At 38.4% G+C, this 16,689-nt stretch carries 18 protein-coding genes; 11 read left to right on the forward strand and 7 right to left on the reverse strand.

Annotated features, from left to right (window positions below):
• Positions 1 to 40: 40 nt before the first annotated feature.
• The 5 genes from H7R46_RS10020 to H7R46_RS10040 form a co-directional block, all read right to left on the reverse strand.
• Positions 41 to 784, reverse strand: coding sequence for an amino acid ABC transporter ATP-binding protein (locus H7R46_RS10020; protein WP_002114298.1), 744 nt, complete (start codon positions 782 to 784; stop codon positions 41 to 43).
• A 13-nt stretch (positions 785 to 797) separates the two neighbouring features.
• Entirely contained in the window at positions 798 to 1,475 is a 678-nt protein-coding gene (locus H7R46_RS10025) for an amino acid ABC transporter permease (RefSeq protein WP_016145033.1), read from the reverse strand.
• A gap of 2 nt (positions 1,476 to 1,477) precedes the next feature.
• Complete coding sequence (locus H7R46_RS10030; RefSeq protein WP_002114400.1) at positions 1,478 to 2,320, reverse strand: amino acid ABC transporter permease; 843 nt, start codon at positions 2,318 to 2,320, stop codon at positions 1,478 to 1,480.
• A gap of 94 nt (positions 2,321 to 2,414) precedes the next feature.
• Complete coding sequence (locus tag H7R46_RS10035; protein WP_002114541.1) at positions 2,415 to 3,308, reverse strand: amino acid ABC transporter substrate-binding protein; 894 nt, start codon at positions 3,306 to 3,308, stop codon at positions 2,415 to 2,417.
• Positions 3,309 to 3,841: 533 nt separating this feature from the next.
• Positions 3,842 to 4,606, reverse strand: a complete 765-nt coding sequence (locus tag H7R46_RS10040) for a glutathione S-transferase family protein (RefSeq protein WP_005069660.1) — start codon at positions 4,604 to 4,606, stop codon at positions 3,842 to 3,844.
• 345 nt (positions 4,607 to 4,951) lie between these two features.
• Here H7R46_RS10040 and H7R46_RS10045 point away from each other — a divergent pair, with 345 nt between their 5' ends.
• From H7R46_RS10045 to ychF, 8 genes are all read left to right on the forward strand, one after another.
• On the forward strand, positions 4,952 to 6,187 hold the full coding sequence (locus tag H7R46_RS10045) for an SfnB family sulfur acquisition oxidoreductase (protein ID WP_080631113.1): 1,236 nt from the start codon (positions 4,952 to 4,954) through the stop codon (positions 6,185 to 6,187).
• 12 nt (positions 6,188 to 6,199) lie between these two features.
• Positions 6,200 to 7,423: an SfnB family sulfur acquisition oxidoreductase gene (locus H7R46_RS10050; RefSeq protein ID WP_042783381.1), complete on the forward strand. Its 1,224-nt coding sequence runs from the start codon at positions 6,200 to 6,202 to the stop codon at positions 7,421 to 7,423.
• Positions 7,423 to 8,835: an LLM class flavin-dependent oxidoreductase gene (locus H7R46_RS10055; RefSeq protein WP_005069669.1), complete on the forward strand. Its 1,413-nt coding sequence runs from the start codon at positions 7,423 to 7,425 to the stop codon at positions 8,833 to 8,835. The genes H7R46_RS10050 and H7R46_RS10055 overlap by 1 nt, the downstream gene beginning before the upstream one ends.
• 14 nt (positions 8,836 to 8,849) lie before the next feature.
• Entirely contained in the window at positions 8,850 to 9,680 is an 831-nt protein-coding gene (locus tag H7R46_RS10060; protein WP_005069671.1) for a MetQ/NlpA family ABC transporter substrate-binding protein, read from the forward strand.
• Between the two features lie 13 nt (positions 9,681 to 9,693).
• Positions 9,694 to 10,527 (forward strand): MetQ/NlpA family ABC transporter substrate-binding protein, encoded by an 834-nt coding sequence (locus H7R46_RS10065; RefSeq protein ID WP_005069674.1) that lies wholly within the window; start codon positions 9,694 to 9,696, stop codon positions 10,525 to 10,527.
• Between the two features lie 5 nt (positions 10,528 to 10,532).
• Positions 10,533 to 11,609 (forward strand): methionine ABC transporter ATP-binding protein, encoded by a 1,077-nt coding sequence (locus H7R46_RS10070; protein ID WP_080631115.1) that lies wholly within the window; start codon positions 10,533 to 10,535, stop codon positions 11,607 to 11,609.
• Positions 11,590 to 12,249, forward strand: coding sequence for a methionine ABC transporter permease (locus tag H7R46_RS10075; RefSeq protein ID WP_005069679.1), 660 nt, complete (start codon positions 11,590 to 11,592; stop codon positions 12,247 to 12,249). Before H7R46_RS10070 ends, H7R46_RS10075 begins: the two co-directional genes overlap by 20 nt.
• A gap of 93 nt (positions 12,250 to 12,342) precedes the next feature.
• On the forward strand, positions 12,343 to 13,434 hold the full coding sequence (gene ychF, locus H7R46_RS10080) for a redox-regulated ATPase YchF (protein ID WP_002050104.1): 1,092 nt from the start codon (positions 12,343 to 12,345) through the stop codon (positions 13,432 to 13,434).
• A gap of 44 nt (positions 13,435 to 13,478) precedes the next feature.
• Here ychF and H7R46_RS10085 read toward each other — a convergent pair whose 3' ends face one another.
• Positions 13,479 to 14,000: a DUF962 domain-containing protein gene (locus H7R46_RS10085; RefSeq protein WP_005069681.1), complete on the reverse strand. Its 522-nt coding sequence runs from the start codon at positions 13,998 to 14,000 to the stop codon at positions 13,479 to 13,481.
• Positions 14,001 to 14,092: 92 nt separating this feature from the next.
• Here H7R46_RS10085 and H7R46_RS10090 point away from each other — a divergent pair, with 92 nt between their 5' ends.
• Positions 14,093 to 14,800 (forward strand): Crp/Fnr family transcriptional regulator, encoded by a 708-nt coding sequence (locus H7R46_RS10090; protein WP_005069683.1) that lies wholly within the window; start codon positions 14,093 to 14,095, stop codon positions 14,798 to 14,800.
• Positions 14,801 to 14,971: 171 nt separating this feature from the next.
• Positions 14,972 to 15,259: a hypothetical protein gene (locus H7R46_RS10095; protein WP_005069685.1), complete on the forward strand. Its 288-nt coding sequence runs from the start codon at positions 14,972 to 14,974 to the stop codon at positions 15,257 to 15,259.
• Between the two features lie 114 nt (positions 15,260 to 15,373).
• On the opposite strand, the gene H7R46_RS10100 is transcribed toward H7R46_RS10095, so the two are convergent.
• The gene (locus H7R46_RS10100; protein ID WP_025469827.1) at positions 15,374 to 15,844 is read right to left on the reverse strand and encodes a hypothetical protein; all 471 of its coding nucleotides are present in this window, start codon (positions 15,842 to 15,844) and stop codon (positions 15,374 to 15,376) included.
• A 121-nt stretch (positions 15,845 to 15,965) separates the two neighbouring features.
• Between H7R46_RS10100 and H7R46_RS10105 the strand changes: the two genes are divergently transcribed.
• Positions 15,966 to 16,688 (forward strand): AzlC family ABC transporter permease, encoded by a 723-nt coding sequence (locus tag H7R46_RS10105; protein ID WP_063098679.1) that lies wholly within the window; start codon positions 15,966 to 15,968, stop codon positions 16,686 to 16,688.
• Position 16,689 lies beyond the last annotated feature (1 nt).

Consider the following 16,689-nt stretch of genomic DNA (forward strand, 5'->3'; position numbering starts at 1 on the left):
AAAAAAAGAGCCTTTAATGGCTCTTTTTTTATTAGGGTTATTAGTGCATCGCCTGAATTTTTTCTAAGAAAAGTTTAGCACGCTCATGACGAGCTTCTAAATTATCAAAGAACTCATGGGTTGGGCAATCTTCTAAAATTTTACCTTCATCCATAAAAATTAAACGGTTAGATACTCTTTTAGCAAAGCCCATTTCATGAGTAACACACATCATGGTCATGCCTTCATGTGCGAGCTGTACCATAACTTCAAGAACCTCACCGACCATTTCAGGATCAAGTGCAGAAGTTGGTTCATCAAACAACATACAGATTGGGTCCATAGACAAGCCACGTGCAATCGCTACACGTTGCTGCTGACCACCCGACAACTGCCCCGGAAATTTATCTTTATGAGCAAGTAAGCCTACACGCTCTAAATATTTCAGACCTTTTGCACGAGCATCTGCAACTGAACGCTTTAACACTTTAACTTGAGCAATCGTCAAATTTTCCAAAACAGTCATGTGCGGAAAAAGCTCAAAGTGCTGAAAGACCATTCCCACTCGTGAACGAAATTTAGCGAGATCTGTTTTTGGATCTTTAAGCGAAATTCCATCAACAATAATGTCACCTTGTTGAAATGGTTCTAAAGCATTTACTGTTTTGATGAGTGTTGATTTTCCCGAACCAGATGGTCCGCAAACAACAACGACATCACCTTTTTCAATACTCGTCGTGCAATCTGTTAAAACTTGAAAATCACCATACCATTTAGAGATATGTTGGATGTCTATCATTGGCATTTAAAATCTCCAATTAGCGAATGATGGCAATTTTTTGCTGTAAGCGTTTGACTAAATGCGACAGCACAAACGAGCTACAGAAATACACTACAGCGACGATTAAATAGAATGTTGCTTTTGTTTCAGGTCCATACGTATTAGCCAATGTATCTGCACGACCTAAAAAGTCAGGTGCACTAATCACATAAACTAAAGAGATGTCCTGAAAAAGAATGATTGTTTGAGTTAACAATACTGGGAGCATGTTACGAAAGGCTTGAGGTAATACCACGTAGCGCATTGATTGACCGTAGGTAAAACCTAGAGCATAGCCTGCATGTACCTGACCTTTTGAAATAGACTGAATTCCAGAACGTACAATTTCCGAGAAAAAAGCTGCTTCAAAAATAGCAAAGGTCACGACACTCGAAAACAACGGACCCCAATAGGTATCAGATTGAAACTCAAATATTTTCGGCAACAAAAAGTAGAAGATAAAGATCACCTGAATCAGTGGAATACCACGAAACAGATCAACATAAAATTTTGCAAAATTACTTGCGATGGCATTGCTAGATAAACGCATCATTGCCAATGGGGTTCCAATTAGGATACCGCCCATCATTGCTAATACCGTTACGGTAAGCGTAAAAATGAAACCTTCTTTGAGTGCCGCGATCACATCAGGGTTTTGTAATAAAGAAAAATCCATGATTACTTCCCTCCTGAACCTAAGCCAGGTACAGCCATTCGTTTCTCAATCCATGCCATCACAAACTTAATGCTATAAGTGATAATCAAATAAACAGGTGTAGAGAGAATAAGAATGATAATGTCCTGAGAAGTTTCTTCACGCATGGTTTTCGTGTAAGCAAAGAAATTCAATACACTCAACGCATATAAAACAGCTGAATTTTTAAAAACGTTCATTGCTTCAGATGTAATCGTTGGCCATACAGTACGATATGCAACCGGTAAAATGACATAACGATAGCTTTGTGCAGTAGTAAAACCCATAGCGGAAGCTGCGAACTTCTGTCCACGAGAAACGGTATTAATTCCGGCACGTATGTGCTCAGATACACGGGCAGCCGTGTAGAGACCTAATGCAAAAACACCAATAACCGCAGGTTGCTGATTTAAAATATTTTTCCACCAACCACCAGCAACTACATCCCCACTACCTGCACTTAAGCTGTCCGGTAAAAACTCGGGAAAAACAAAAGCCCAGAAGAATAGTTGCACAATAAGTGGAATATTACGGAAAATTTCAACGTAACAATTGCCGATAAATGCGAGAGGTTTGTTGGGTAATGTACGAATTACCCCTAGGAGAGAACCTAATAAAAATGCGATAAGAAAGGCTATAATAGCTGTCCAAACCATAGTGAACACGCCTGAACCTAACATTTGTAACCATGTGGGTGCCTCAGCATAAGCATTGTAGCTTGAGCTACCAATAGCTTTACAAACTGATTCTGCCCATGCGGCTTTATCGACACCATATTCATTAGACTCCGCACAGAATATAGTCCAGTTTAGCGAGCCGACTGACATGTTTGCCCCTTAAATTAATATCTTTAGAAAATAGACCACTTGTGCAAATGAATCTTTACACTTACACAAGTAAATTTAGGACAAAAAGATCCAGTTAGATTCCTGCATCTGTTGGGTTAGCTTTTAATTTCTTATAAGATGAACTTTGTTGCATGTTCAAATTCGTGTTTTTTGGTGGAATTGGAGATAAGAACCACTTCTTATATAAAGCGTCCATTTTACCAGTTTTCCACAAGTTATTTACAGTACGGTCTGCAACCGCTTTAAATTTTGGATCATCTTTAGCAAGCATAATTCCATAAGGTTCAGATGAAAGTACCGGACCTACAATTGCGAAAGCTTTAGGTGTAGAAGACTTAGCAATCAAGCCTGCTAAAATATTATCATCCATTACAAATGCAGCAGCACGGCCAGATGCCATCATGGCAAAAGAGTCAGCATGATCTTTACCATAAATATTTTGAACATTAACAGCCTGACCTTTTTCATTCATCTTAATGTATTTGTCAGATGTAGTGCCTTGAGTAGTAACAACTGCTTTACCATTTAAGTCCGCCAAACTCTTAATGCCAGAGTTTGCTTTAACAGCCATGCGCACTTCTGTTGCATAGTAGTTAGTTGAGAAACCGACTTGTTGCTGACGTTGTTTAGAGTTTGTAGTGGTACCACATTCCATATCAATATTGCCTGCCAAAAGCTCAGGAATACGTGTTGATGAAGTTACTGCCTTGTACTCAACTTTTAAGCTAGGCATTTTCAATTCTTTTTTAATGTCATTTGCAAACTGGTTACAGATATCGACTGCATAACCTACTGGTTTACCTGCAACAACATATGAAATTGGATCTGAGGATTCTCGATGACCAATTACGATTTTTCCGGTACTTTTAATTTTAGCTAATGTATCTGCTGCTTGAATTTGAGAAGTAGCGCCAACCGTACAAAGCATAACTGTTGAAATAATGAGAGAGGTTGCAGAACGTTTCATAAGAACTCCTTGATGATCATTCTCTCTATTTATCTATAGAATCATTCATATAGAGCAATAGAGTGATTTTTTATTAAATTGCAATTATCGAGCCAACTTTTCCAAGTCGGACCCATCCATTTGCTTCACTTATTCTATTCAATCTGTTTTGCAGAATTAATACCTTTAAAACTGCTCACATGTTTCTACTTTAATCTATGTTTTAATCTTCTGTCTATTATTAAGCTCATCTATTTACACTTAAATGTGGCAATTATTGATTACATTGTAAACACATGCACAATAAAGTGGCTTAACTTTGGCTAAAAATAGTATTTAGAAAAATTGTATTTTCCAAAAAATCATAAAAATTAAAGTTATTAGTCATTTAGATAAAATGGAATTTATATTGTAAAAAGTAATTTTGGCATCAAAATAATATAAACAAATGGCTTAATAAAAATCATTTAGAAAATTGATAGTAATATCTACATTAATAAAATAACTAGCAAAGATAAAAATAAGCCCCGATTTTCTCAGGGCATTTTATAATTTTAAATTCCGCGCCAATCTACTCGCGCATTACGCTCAGTTTGATATATTCTTAAAACATACTGACCTAGAGGTAAAGCGAGTAAATTTTGTTGATAGTTATTCCATTCTTCCGAAACACCTTCAGCCTCTTCCCGCTCCCACGGCGTACCCTTTATTTCTAATAAAGGAGCAAGCATAGAACAGACAGAGATATCAGCAAGACTTAAGCGATCGCCTACCATATAACGTGCCTGATTTTCGATTAAGCAGTTATTTAGTTCATTTATGAGTTCATCCATGCGCTCTTTTGACTGGTTGACTAGCTCTTCTTCAAGTTTATAGTTCTTCTTTACCAGTGTTTTGAGGAATGGCTTCGATATTTTTTCAAACTGACGTAAATAGCCTTGTTCACCCATCATAATTTCTAAAGCATGGTCTCCATGTGCCAATGTGTGAGCTAGAGCCCAACGACGGACATGAATACCCAGCTCATCAGCCAAGCTATCTATTTTTAATGTTTGCTGTCTTAATTGTTCATCACGACGTAACAGTGAATGCTCCGGATAAGTATCATCCAGATAAAGTGCAATTTTAGTCGATTCAGCGATCCATTGATGATCATCTTTCAAAATAGGCAGTAAATTTTGGCCTGTTTTGAGTTGTGCAAAAGCACGATGAAAGCCTGGAATTAAGTTATGAGCCACATAATCAAGTTCTTTATGGTCTAACAACCAGCGAGCTTTTTCACAATAATGGGACAAAGGAAACTGATACAAAACCCGCATAAAATCTCCACGTTTATTTTTATTTGACTATTTGTACAAAAATGGTCGTCGGTAAGTAGATACTTTAGAAGCTATTTTTAGTTAAAACAATGGATATTGTGCTCATTTTTCACTGACACTTAAGTCTATTTTTTTTATATCTTTTTTTACCGTACTTATTGCTCTTTTTCATATTAAAACCAATTCTATTATTATTTTTCCGCATAACAACCTTAAACTATTGTTTTTTATAATCTTTCAATATCTCTATTTTTTCATTAAAAAGCAAAAAAAATGCTTTGCACTTTATTTCATAAGCTGAGCATAAGTCCTCGTTTAGTGGAAAAATATTTCTTTTGTAAGGTAATGACAGCAATACAAGGTGTCATTATGTCTAATTCTCTATCAAAAACGACTGCATACGTCCAAATCATTCAAAATGATCAACAAGCGATTAATGCTGCTTATCAAGTGGCTGATTTTGCTTTAGAGGGTCGTAATGCACGTGATCAACAACGCTTATTACCGCATGAGCAAATCGAAAGCTTTAGCCAAAAAGGCCTAGGTGGTATTCGCATTGCGAAAAAATACGGCGGCGCTTTTGTTTCGAATAAAACTTTGGCTCAAGTTTTCCGTATTTTGAGTAAAGGTGATGCGAATGTTGGTCAGATTCCACAAAATCAGATTAGCCTGTTAAACCTGATCGAAATCATGGGCACAGAACAACAAAAACAATTTATCTTTTCAGAAATATTAGCAGGAAAGCGTCTTGCTAACGGTGGACCAGAACGAAATACCCATGACTCAAAAACTTTAGAAACTACACTTAGAATTGAAAATGGCAAATATATTTTAAACGGCGAAAAGTTTTATTCGACAGGTACGAGCTTTGCGCACTGGCTCGCGATTAAAGCAATTCATCCTGATGGTCATGTGGTTTTAGTCATTGTTAGCCGAGATGTCCAAGGCATTGAAGTCATTAATGACTGGAATGGATTTGGGCAACGTACGACAGCGAGTGGTACGGTTAAATTAAATCATGTTGAAGTTAATCCAGAACTCATTTTTGATGAACGCTTATTAACTAAAGCCCCTACTTATCGCGGTGCTTATTCTCAGTTATTACAAGTGGCAATTGATGTAGGGATTGCAGAAGCCGCATTTGACGATACTTTATCAACTATTCATAAAGCACGTCCAATTATTGATGCAAATGTTGAAAAAGCCAGCTTTGAACATTACACCCTGCAAGAGGTAGGTAAGTTAAATATTTTGCTCGATGCTGCAATTTTATTATTGGATGAAGCTGCTGAATATTTAGATGAACTTGACCAACTTCAAACGGTGACTGATGAACAAGTAGCTAAAGCTTCAATTTTGGTGGCTGAAGCGAAAGTCTACGCCAATGATGCGGCTCTACAAATTTCAGAAAAATTGCTGGAGCTGGGTGGTAGTCGTTCAAGCTTAAGCCAACATAATTTAGATCAACATTGGCGAAATGCCCGTGTACATACCTTACACGACCCTGTTCGCTGGAAATTACATGCCATTGGCAATTATTACCTTAATGGTTATTTCCCTGCCCGCCATGCTTGGATTTAAGGAGAAATTGTCATGACTTCATATCAATCGGTTCAAACCAAACAAACATCGGCATCTGGTCAAGCGCACATTATTCAAAATGATGCTGAAGCATTAGAAGTTGCCAAACAGTTTGCTGAGCAATTTAAAAAAACCGCAGTTGAGCGAGACGCTAAACGAATTTTACCGTATACCGAAATCGATGCTTTGAGCCAATCTGGTCTTTGGGCAATTACAGTACCTAAGCAATATGGCGGTGCCGAAGTTTCAAGCCATACAGTTGCTAAAGTGATTGCGCTTTTAAGCGGTGCCGATGGTTCAATCGGACAAATTCCACAAAACCATTTTTATGCTTTAGAAGTATTGCGCAATACAGGCACAGAAGCTCAAAAACAACGTTTATATAGCGAAGTTTTAAATGGCACTCGCTTTGGTAATGCACTTGCTGAGTTTAAAACCAAAACTTCAACTCATAAACAAACCAATATTCGTCCGCATGAAAATGGGTATTTGATTCAAGGTGAAAAGTTTTACTGCACAGGAAGTTTATTTGCTCACCGTATTCCAACCTTAGTTTTAGACGATGCGGGTCGAGAGTATTTAGCCTTTGTAAAAAGTGGTTCACAAGGATTAAAACTTGTTGATGACTGGTCTGGCTTTGGGCAAAAAACCACAGGCAGCGGCACGGTCAAGTTTGATCAGGTTTTTGTCGAAGCAGATGATGTTATTCCTTTTGATACTGCATTTTTACAGCCAACCTTAGTGGGTCCTTTTGCGCAAATTATGCATGCATCGATTGAGGTAGGCATTGCACGTGCAGCCTTTGAAGAAAGCTTGCAAAGAGTGCATCAAGCCCGCCCATGGATTGATTCAAATGTAGAAACAGCCAACCAAGATCCTTTAACGATTTATGAATTAGGACGTATTGCTGTCGATGTACGGGCAAGCGAAGTGTTATTAAAACAAGCTGCGCATTCAATCGATGCCGCAAAAATTGAGACCACACCTGAAACTATTGCTAAAGCATCCATTGATGTGGCTAAAGTGCGTGCTCATAGTACAGATATCGCCCTAAAAGCATCGTCTAAGCTGATTGAACTTGCAGGAAGCCGTGGTAGTCAATCACAAGATGGTCTAGACCGTTTTTGGCGTAATGCCCGTGTGCATACCTTACATGATGCTGCACGATGGAAATATTACTTTATTGGGAACTATGTGCTTAACGGTGTTCTACCACCTCGTCGGGGGACATTGTAATGGCAGATTTCAAAGCAAAAGAGATTTTATTAAACGCCTTTGACATGAACTGTGTTGGACATATCAATCATGGCTTATGGACACATCCACGTGATGAATCACACCGCTTTAATGAACTAAGCTATTGGACAGAACAAGCCAAAACTCTAGAAAGTGGTTTATTTGATGGTTTGTTTATTGCAGACATTACAGGTGTCTATGACGTCTATCAAAACGGTATTGATCTGACTTTAAAAGAGTCCATTCAGCTTCCAAGCCATGACCCATCTACACTTATTTCAGCTATGGCAGCAGTTACTCAAAACTTAAGTTTTGGTGTCACTGTGAATTTGAGCTATGAACATCCATATCAGTTTGCACGCCGCTTTGCGAGTCTCGACCATTTAACTCAAGGTCGTATTGGCTGGAATATCGTGACAGGTTATCTAGATAGTGCGGAACGCTTAATTGGTCAAAAAGGTTTAAAAGACCACGATGCTCGCTATGAACAAGCTGAAGAATTTTTAGAGCTTTGCTACAAGTATTGGGAAGGTTCATGGGAAAACGACGCAGTAAAAAAAGATAAAGTACAGCGTGTTTTTACACATCCATCTAAAGTTCACACCATTCACCACCACGGAAAATATTACCAAAGCGAAGGTGTGTTTCAGGTGTCTCCTTCTGTGCAACGTACCCCAACACTGTTTCAAGCAGGTGCTTCACCCAAAGGTATGCAGTTTGCGACTCGTCATGCTGAGTGTGTATTTATTGGTGGCGACAAACCCGACAAAATACGCGAACAAGTGAAAAAAATTCGTGCTCTTGCCGAACAGCAAGGCCGTTCAGCAGATGACATTAAAGTCTTTGTCGGTATAACTGTTGTTGTTGCCGAAACACATGATCTGGCCGTACAGAAACTTAATGAATATCGTCAATATGCAAGTCCTGAAGCAGGCTTAGCGCATTACGCGAGTTCAACTGGTATCGACTTAAGTAAATTTGCCGACGATGAAGCGATTCCTTACCAAAAAAGTAACAGTATTGTTTCGATTACCGAAAAATTTAAAGAGCAACAAATCACGAAAAATGACTTAAAAGCTCAGCATGTTTTAGGTGGTCGTTATCCCCTCATCGTGGGTAGTGGCGAAGAAGTTGCTGAATACTTAATTCATCTTTTAGATGAAACAGATATTGATGGCTTTAATTTGACACGTACAGTTGCACCAGAGTCTCACCACGACTTTATTCGCTTGGTTATTCCTGAGCTACAACAGCGTGGTCGCTATAAAACTGCATATAAAACGGGTTCACTGCGGAACAAAATTTTTAATCGGGGTGACCAATTACCAAAACAACACCCTGTTCAAGCGTTCCGATGTAGTCCCTATAACAACAGCAAAAACTTAACAACAATTGAAGAAATAACCGCTTAAATTTGGAGATAGACATGGCTCAAACAGCCTCAAAAAAATGGCTAGGCATAGGCTTAGTCGTTGTAGTCCTTGTTGTTGCTTTATTCTTTTGGAATAAACATCGTCAAAGTGGCTCAAATGAACTTGTGATTGGTATTAGCCCACCATTTGCAAAAACTTTACAAGCTGCTGCCGATGAAGCAAAGAAACAGGGTTTAAATGTAAAACTGGTCGAATTTTCTGACTGGAATACACCAAATATTACTTTAAATCACGGGGATATTGATGCGAACTTTTTCCAGCACCAACCTTTCTTAGACAATGCAATTAAAGAAACAGGCTTTAAATTAAAGGCATTTGCAGTGGGTGCAGCATCACATGTGGGACTTTATTCAAAGAAATATAAAAGCCTTGATGAATTGCCACAAAACGCACGTGTAGTCATTCCAAATGATCCAGTCAATCAAGGTCGTGCCCTGCTACTCTTACAGCAAGCTAAATTAATAACGCTTAAAGATTCAAATAATCATTTATCTGCACTAAAAGATGTAGTTTCAAACCCTAAAAATTTGCAATTCGTAGAGGTTGAAGGACCACAAACTGCTCGTGCAATTGATGATGTTGACTTGGCTTTTGGCTATCCGCATTACCTACGCTTAGCAAAAACAGCTGACCCTGAAAGTGCACTTTTACTTGATGACAATACCAATAAACGTTATGCAATTTTATTTGTAGTGCGTGATGACTACCAAGATAAGGGAGACAAATTGAAGAAATTTGTTGAGATCTATCAAAACTCGCCAAAAGTTAAAGCTGTGTTAGACGCTGAAATTGGGCCAAAACTTTGGTTCCCTGGCTGGAAGTAATAACGGAAAGATTATGGCGATTCAGTTCAAACAGCATAAACCTTGGTTACTCGGAATTACGATTTTAATCGTAGTTCTGGGCCTCGTCGGTTACCGTTATATTAAAAATAAACAAGCCGATGATGTTTTAACGATCGGCATTAGCCCGCCTTATGCTGAGCTATTACAAAGCGTTGCCAATGAAGTAGAAAAGCAAGGCGTTCATGTCAAACTCGTTGAATTTTCTGATTGGCGAGCACCCAATGTTGCCGTACAAAACGGTGATATTGATGCAAACTTTTTCCAGCAAAGCGTATTTCTACGTAATGCTGTTAAAGAAACGGGTTATGACTTACACGCATTTGGTGTGGGTTCAGGAAGTCATGTGGGTTTATATTCAAAAAAATATAAATCAATTGAAGACTTACCTTCAAAAGCACGTGTAGCTATTCCAAACGATCCGGTCAATTTAGCCCGTGCTTTAATTTTATTGCACCGTGCAGGCTTAATTCAGCTTAAAGATATAAATAATGAGCTTTCAACCACTCAAGACATTATTGCTAATCCTAAACAGTTGAGCTTCGTTGAAGTTGAAGGCCCACAGACAGCACATGCCTATAACGATGTCGATTTAATTTTCGGCTTCCCCCACTACTTAAAAATGGCAAAGGTAACCGACCCACATAGCGCATTATTTTTAGATCCAATCGATAAAAAATATGCAATTTTGTTTGTAACCCGTCGCGATTACCAAGATAAAAACCAAAAACTTGCAACCTTTGTTAAAGCATTCCAGAACTCAAAACAAGCACAAGACATTCTGGATAAAGATTTTGGCCAAGGTATGTGGTTTCAAGGCTGGAAATAAGGAGAATGACGATGGTGAGTTTTGGATCACAAGTTGATTTTTCTCTACCCCATATCAAAATTCGCGGTTTAAATAAGTTTTACCAATCGCAAGGTCAAAAACTGCATGCTTTAAAAGAGATTAACCTTGATATTCCTCAAGGTAAGATTTTAGGCATTATTGGTAAAAGTGGTGCGGGAAAATCTTCCCTACTCCGCACTTTAAATGGCTTAGAACAAGTAAATACAGGCAGTATTCATATTCATCAACAAAACATTGCTGAATTGAGTCATGCCGAGCTTATTAAAACTCGCCAACGAATTGGAATGATTTTTCAACATTTCAATTTAATGTCTGCAAAAACAGTCTGGGAAAATGTGGCATTGCCTTTAAAAGTTTCCAATTACAACAAAGCAGATATCGACCAACGTGTAAATGAAGTTCTGGCACTCGTAGGTCTTGCAGATAAGTCTGGCTACTACCCATCACAACTTTCAGGCGGACAAAAGCAACGTGTCGGTATTGCACGTGCACTTGTTCACCACCCAGAAATTTTACTTTGTGATGAAGCCACCTCGGCACTTGACCCTGAAAGTACCGCCACTATTTTGGCTTTACTTAAAAAGATTAATCAGGAACTGGGTCTAACGATTGTACTCATCACTCATGAAATGCAGGTCATTCGAGAAATTTGTGATCAAGTGGTGGTGATTGATCAAGGTGAGATAGTAGAGGCTGGACAAGTCTGGTCTGTATTTTCACGACCAGAACAACAAATTACTCAAGAATTGTTAAACCTTGAGCAAATTACCCTGCCTTTTAAAATCAGTCCTCTACCCGATGAAGATTCGACTCATATTATTGTAAAACTGAAATATGAGGCTGAAGCACATCAGGTTCCGGATATTCAAGAACTACTAGCTAGATTTAAAGCACCTGTCAATTTATATCAAAGTCAGGTCGATACCATTCAAGGGCATATTATTGGTTCACTTTTAGTCGGTATTCCTAACGTAGAAATTGATATTTCATCTATACGACAAGATGCATTAACTGCAATTGCACAATTTGAGGTACTTGGCTATGCACGACCAGCTCATTGATTTATTAATTACTGGAACTGTAGATACCTTACTCATGGTAGGTGCATCTGCGTTTATTGCTTTTTTAATTGGCTTACCGATTGCTGTTGTTTTAGTCAGTACTTCTGAGCACGGCATTCATCCGTCACAAAAGATCAATCAAGCTTTAGGTTGGGTCATCAACATTACTCGCTCTGTACCCTTTCTTATTTTAATGGTTGCGCTTATTCCGCTTACTCGCTGGATTGTCGGGACAAGTTATGGGGTCTGGGCAGCGGTTGTTCCCTTAACTATTGCAGCAATTCCCTTTTTTGCGCGTATTGCAGAAGTCAGTTTACGTGAAGTCGACCAAGGCTTAATTGAAGCTGCACAAGCCATGGGTTGTAACCGTAAACAAATTATTTGGCATGTACTTTTACCAGAGGCTTTGCCGGGTATTGTGGCGGGTTTTACCGTGACTATTGTGACTATGATTAACTCTTCTGCAATTGCCGGTGCTATTGGTGCAGGTGGTCTAGGAGACATTGCTTATCGTTATGGTTATCAACGTTTTGATATGCAAATTATGTTGGCTGTAATTTTAGTGCTTATTGTTTTAGTCATGTTAGTACAAGCGACTGGTGATGCATTAGCCCAGCAACTTGATAAACGTAAAGTTTAAACGCAATACAACCCTGCTCTAGCCATGACTTTGTCATGGCTTTCATGTAAAATCAGCGACAATTTTTAATTTACACATTTGTGAGTGGTTTTCATGGGTTTTAATTGCGGTATTGTTGGTCTGCCAAACGTAGGGAAATCTACCCTTTTCAATGCATTAACGAAAGCAGCGATTGCAGCGGAAAACTTCCCTTTCTGTACCATTGAACCAAACACAGGTATTGTTCCTGTACCAGATCCACGTTTAGACAAACTTGCTGCAATTGTTAAGCCGCAACGTATTTTGCCAACTACAATGGAATTTGTGGACATTGCAGGTCTTGTTGCTGGTGCATCAAAAGGTGAAGGCTTAGGTAACCAATTCCTTGCTAACATTCGTGAAACTGATGCAATTGCACACGTTGTACGTTGTTTCGAAGACGAAAACGTAATTCACGTAAATGGTAAAATTGATCCATTAGACGACATCGCAACTATTAATACTGAACTTGCGCTTGCCGATCTTGAAACTGTTGCTAAAGCAATTTTACGTTTAACTAAAGTTGCTAAAGGCGGTGACAAAGAAGCTGTAGCAACTAAAGCAGTTTTAGAAAAAATCCAACCGTTACTTGACGAAGGTAAACCAGCTCGTGCAGCTGATTTGTCTGATGACGAACGTAAATTAGTTCGTGGTTTTGGTTTAATGACTTTAAAACCAACTATGTATATTGCAAACGTTGCAGAAGATGGTTTTGAAAACAACCCGCACTTAGAAGCAGTTAAAAAACTTGCGGCTGAAGAAAACGCAATTGTTGTTCCTCTTTGCAACCAAATCGAAGCTGAAATTTCATTATTAGAAGATGAAGATCGTGCTGAGTTTTTAGAAGCAATGGGCATGGAAGAACCAGGTTTAAATGTGGTTATTCGTGCAGGTTATGCGCTTTTAGGTTTACAGACTTATTTCACTGCTGGTGTACAAGAAGTTCGTGCATGGACAGTAAAAGTTGGCGCAACCGCTCCTCAAGCTGCTGGTGTGATTCATACCGACTTCGAAAAAGGCTTCATCCGTGCTGAAGTTGTTGCATATGATGACTTCGTACAATACAACGGTGAAAACGGCGCTAAAGAAGCTGGTAAATGGCGTTTAGAAGGTAAAACTTACGTTGTTCAAGACGGCGATGTAATGCACTTCCGTTTTAACGTTTAAGTTAAAGCTAAAAAAGCCCCAATATGTTGGGGCTTTTTTTATATTTAATGACTTAAATCCATCGTCTCTCGTTTACTACGCGCCTCTTGTAAAATACGCTCATGCAGGGACTTTCTAAAACCTAGCATAAAAATAAATTCTGCCAATACAAATAATGGTCCTATCGCAAGTCCTATCACATCATCAACAAAAGCAGGTTTTTTCTTTTCAAAATAATGTCCCACAAACTGAAAGACCCAACCCACCACAAAGAAACCAATACTTGCTACTAACCATTCTCCAAAAGATAACTGTGCAATTTGGCTCGCCAGTGGATACACAGCAGCTAAAAGAACGAGCATGATTAAGCCAAATACTTTATCTAAAATAAAATAATAGATCGTACTAGCTGCAATCAGAACTATGGCTAAAGTCAGTTTAAAACTACCAATATCGACTCCAGCTCTTGCGGTTAAACATAAAATTGAAAACACGATGAGAGGGATACCAATAAAATGCGTCAATATATTTTTATGATTCAAATGATAAGCCGCATATTTGCTAAGCTGTTGCTCCAGATTTGACATGAGTTATTCCCTATTCACTTACATATAGTCATACTGTACATATAAGGAAAACGTAAAGTTGTCAGCTATTTGACAAAGTAATGAATTTTTTCATGGATGACCGAATATTGGACCTAATTTATATTAATCGACTAAAAGAAAACACATGGTTTAGTGTGCTTCCAGAAACATTCCAAAATTTTATTCTAGAACATGGCAAGCAAATTACCTTTGAGAAAAATAGCTATGTTTTCCACGCTCAAGATATATTTGATGGTATTTATACAGTACTTGAAGGCTCAATTAGCTTGGGTTATGTCGATGTAAATGGTAATGAAGCACTTTCTGCTATTGCTGAACCGATTATGTGGTTTGGCGAAATATCGCTAATTGACCATGAACCGCGCTCACACGATGCAATTGCTTTGAAAAAAAGCACAGTTCTACATATTCCAGCGAAGCCTTTAAATGTGCTACTAAAGGACAATCCATATTATTGGTACTATTTTGCACGTTTAACAAGTCAAAAACTCAGGTACGTTTTCTTAGAACAGATTGCGATACAAACACGCAGTATTTCTCAACGGCTTGCTCAGCGTCTTCTGTTCATTTTAGAAGGATATGGGAATCATATTCTTATTCAAGATCATCACATCCATATTTCTCAAGAACAATTGGCAAATATGCTGACCACATCTAGACAGACGATCAATCATGAACTGAGCCTGCTCGAAAAACAGAAAATCATTAAAATTGCTTTTAGAAAAATTGAGATTCTAGATATTGAGAAATTGAAAGTAGTTGCTAAAGCACAATGCTAATTTTTTAAAAGCGGCTAAATAATAAAAACTTAAAATTAAATTAAAAAATTAGATAACACTGCAAATCAAAACATTGTTCAAACTCTATTTCCACAAAATAAATGTGTTAAAGCAGATATTTTCACCCTACACTCAAGCTGAGCAATAATACTCAACAAGGCACTGATTAACATGAAAAAATTATCAACAATTCTTACAGCAGGCGTATTGGCTATGTTAAGTGTTTCGGCATTTGCATGTCCAAAAGGGACTCAACTACAAGGCGGTACAGGACCAAATCACAAAGGTGGAAAATGTGTAGCGGTACATGGAAAAGCTACCGCTCAAAAAGCCAAGAAAGAGGTAACTAAAACTAAACAGGATGTTAAAAAAGACTTAAGCACTCAAAAACATGATGCAATGACCAGCGCGACTCATGCTCAACATGAATCACAGCAAATGACTCATCAAATGAAATAAGATGCTGTGAAGACTGCAAACACCGCTAAAGCTGCCACAAAACCGTAATTCACATTATTGTTTAAAAGCAAAAAAAGCGAGATTGATCATCTCGCTTTTTTACATTCATTAGTTTTATTTTGGCGAAGTATTTCCAAGATTCGGCGTATCGATCGCATCCTTACATTGAGCCTTATCTCGCTCATAGTCCGCTTGTTTTTGGGCAACTGAACTATTGTTTTCTAGTGTTTCGCGTGCCCATATATCTAAACTTGTCAGGGCCTTACGGCAGAGTGCATATTTCCCTTCTGTCACCGAATCCGTCATTTTTACATTAATGCGCCAGTCTGTACTTAATTGGCGTAAAGGTTTACGAACTTTGTCATCAATTTGGCTGAGTTGTTTTTCATAAACTAAATGCTCAACCGTGTTAATCAATGTCCATGCTTTTTGAGCATAAACAGTTGCATCATTGGTTAGTTTCGGTGCTGGCTTAATTTCTACTTTTTTTTCTGCACCCTGATTACCATTATCACAGCCCTGCAATGTAAAAATACCTGCACTTATCATGGCGATATAAACTAAACGAATCTTTGCCTTGAACATATCAAACTGCCGATTAAACATTTCGGCACTATGCTATTAAATTCGGCTACAATACTCAATCTTTCAAGTATTTTTATCATTTGGTTTATTGCCAAGGTGTATTGTGTCCGAACAACAATTGATGCCTGCCCAAACAGCAACTTTTTGGCAAGGCGCCAAAGATAGCCAAGCTATCGTACTCACCTATTTACCCGTTTCTTTTGCCTTTGGCGTTTCTGCATCTCAGTTTGGTTTTACACCATGGGAAGCTTTTTTTCTATCTTGTTCAATGTATGCTGGCGCTAGCCAATTTTTGGTTGTCGCTCTTTTGGCTAGCGGTTCATCCATCTGGCTAACAGCATTAACAGTCATTGCACTAGATATTCGCCATGTCCTGTATGGACCTGCTCTATACAACCTGATTCCAAACAAATTAAATCTTAAGAAAACGGCAGTATGGGCTTGGGGCTTAACCGATGAAGTTTTTGCCAGTGGAATGATCCAACTTTCACAACGCAGACAACAATGGTCCGAGTCTTGGATGCTTGGCCTAAGTCTATTTAGTTGGATGGCTTGGGCAAGTGGCTCTTTGTTAGGTGGATTATTTGCCGATCAAGTTGCTCATTTGCCAAAGTTTTTACAAGCAGCTTTAGACTTCTTATTACCTGCTTTATTTTTAAGTTTTTTATTAGCCGCATTTGAACGAAAGCATAGCCTTGTTGTTGCTGTATCTTTAGTAGTTTCAGCTTTGGCGTGTTATTGGATTAACTTATCAGCGGCTATCTTTATAGGTATTTTTTCAGGCATTTTAGCTGGTCTATTTAAACATTATGTGCTGAAACAGCATGATGAGGTTGAGGCTTAAT

Origin of the sequence: Acinetobacter sp. BEC1-S18-ESBL-01, assembly GCF_014169935.1 — a bacterium.
Lineage (GTDB): Bacteria > Pseudomonadota > Gammaproteobacteria > Pseudomonadales > Moraxellaceae > Acinetobacter > Acinetobacter pittii.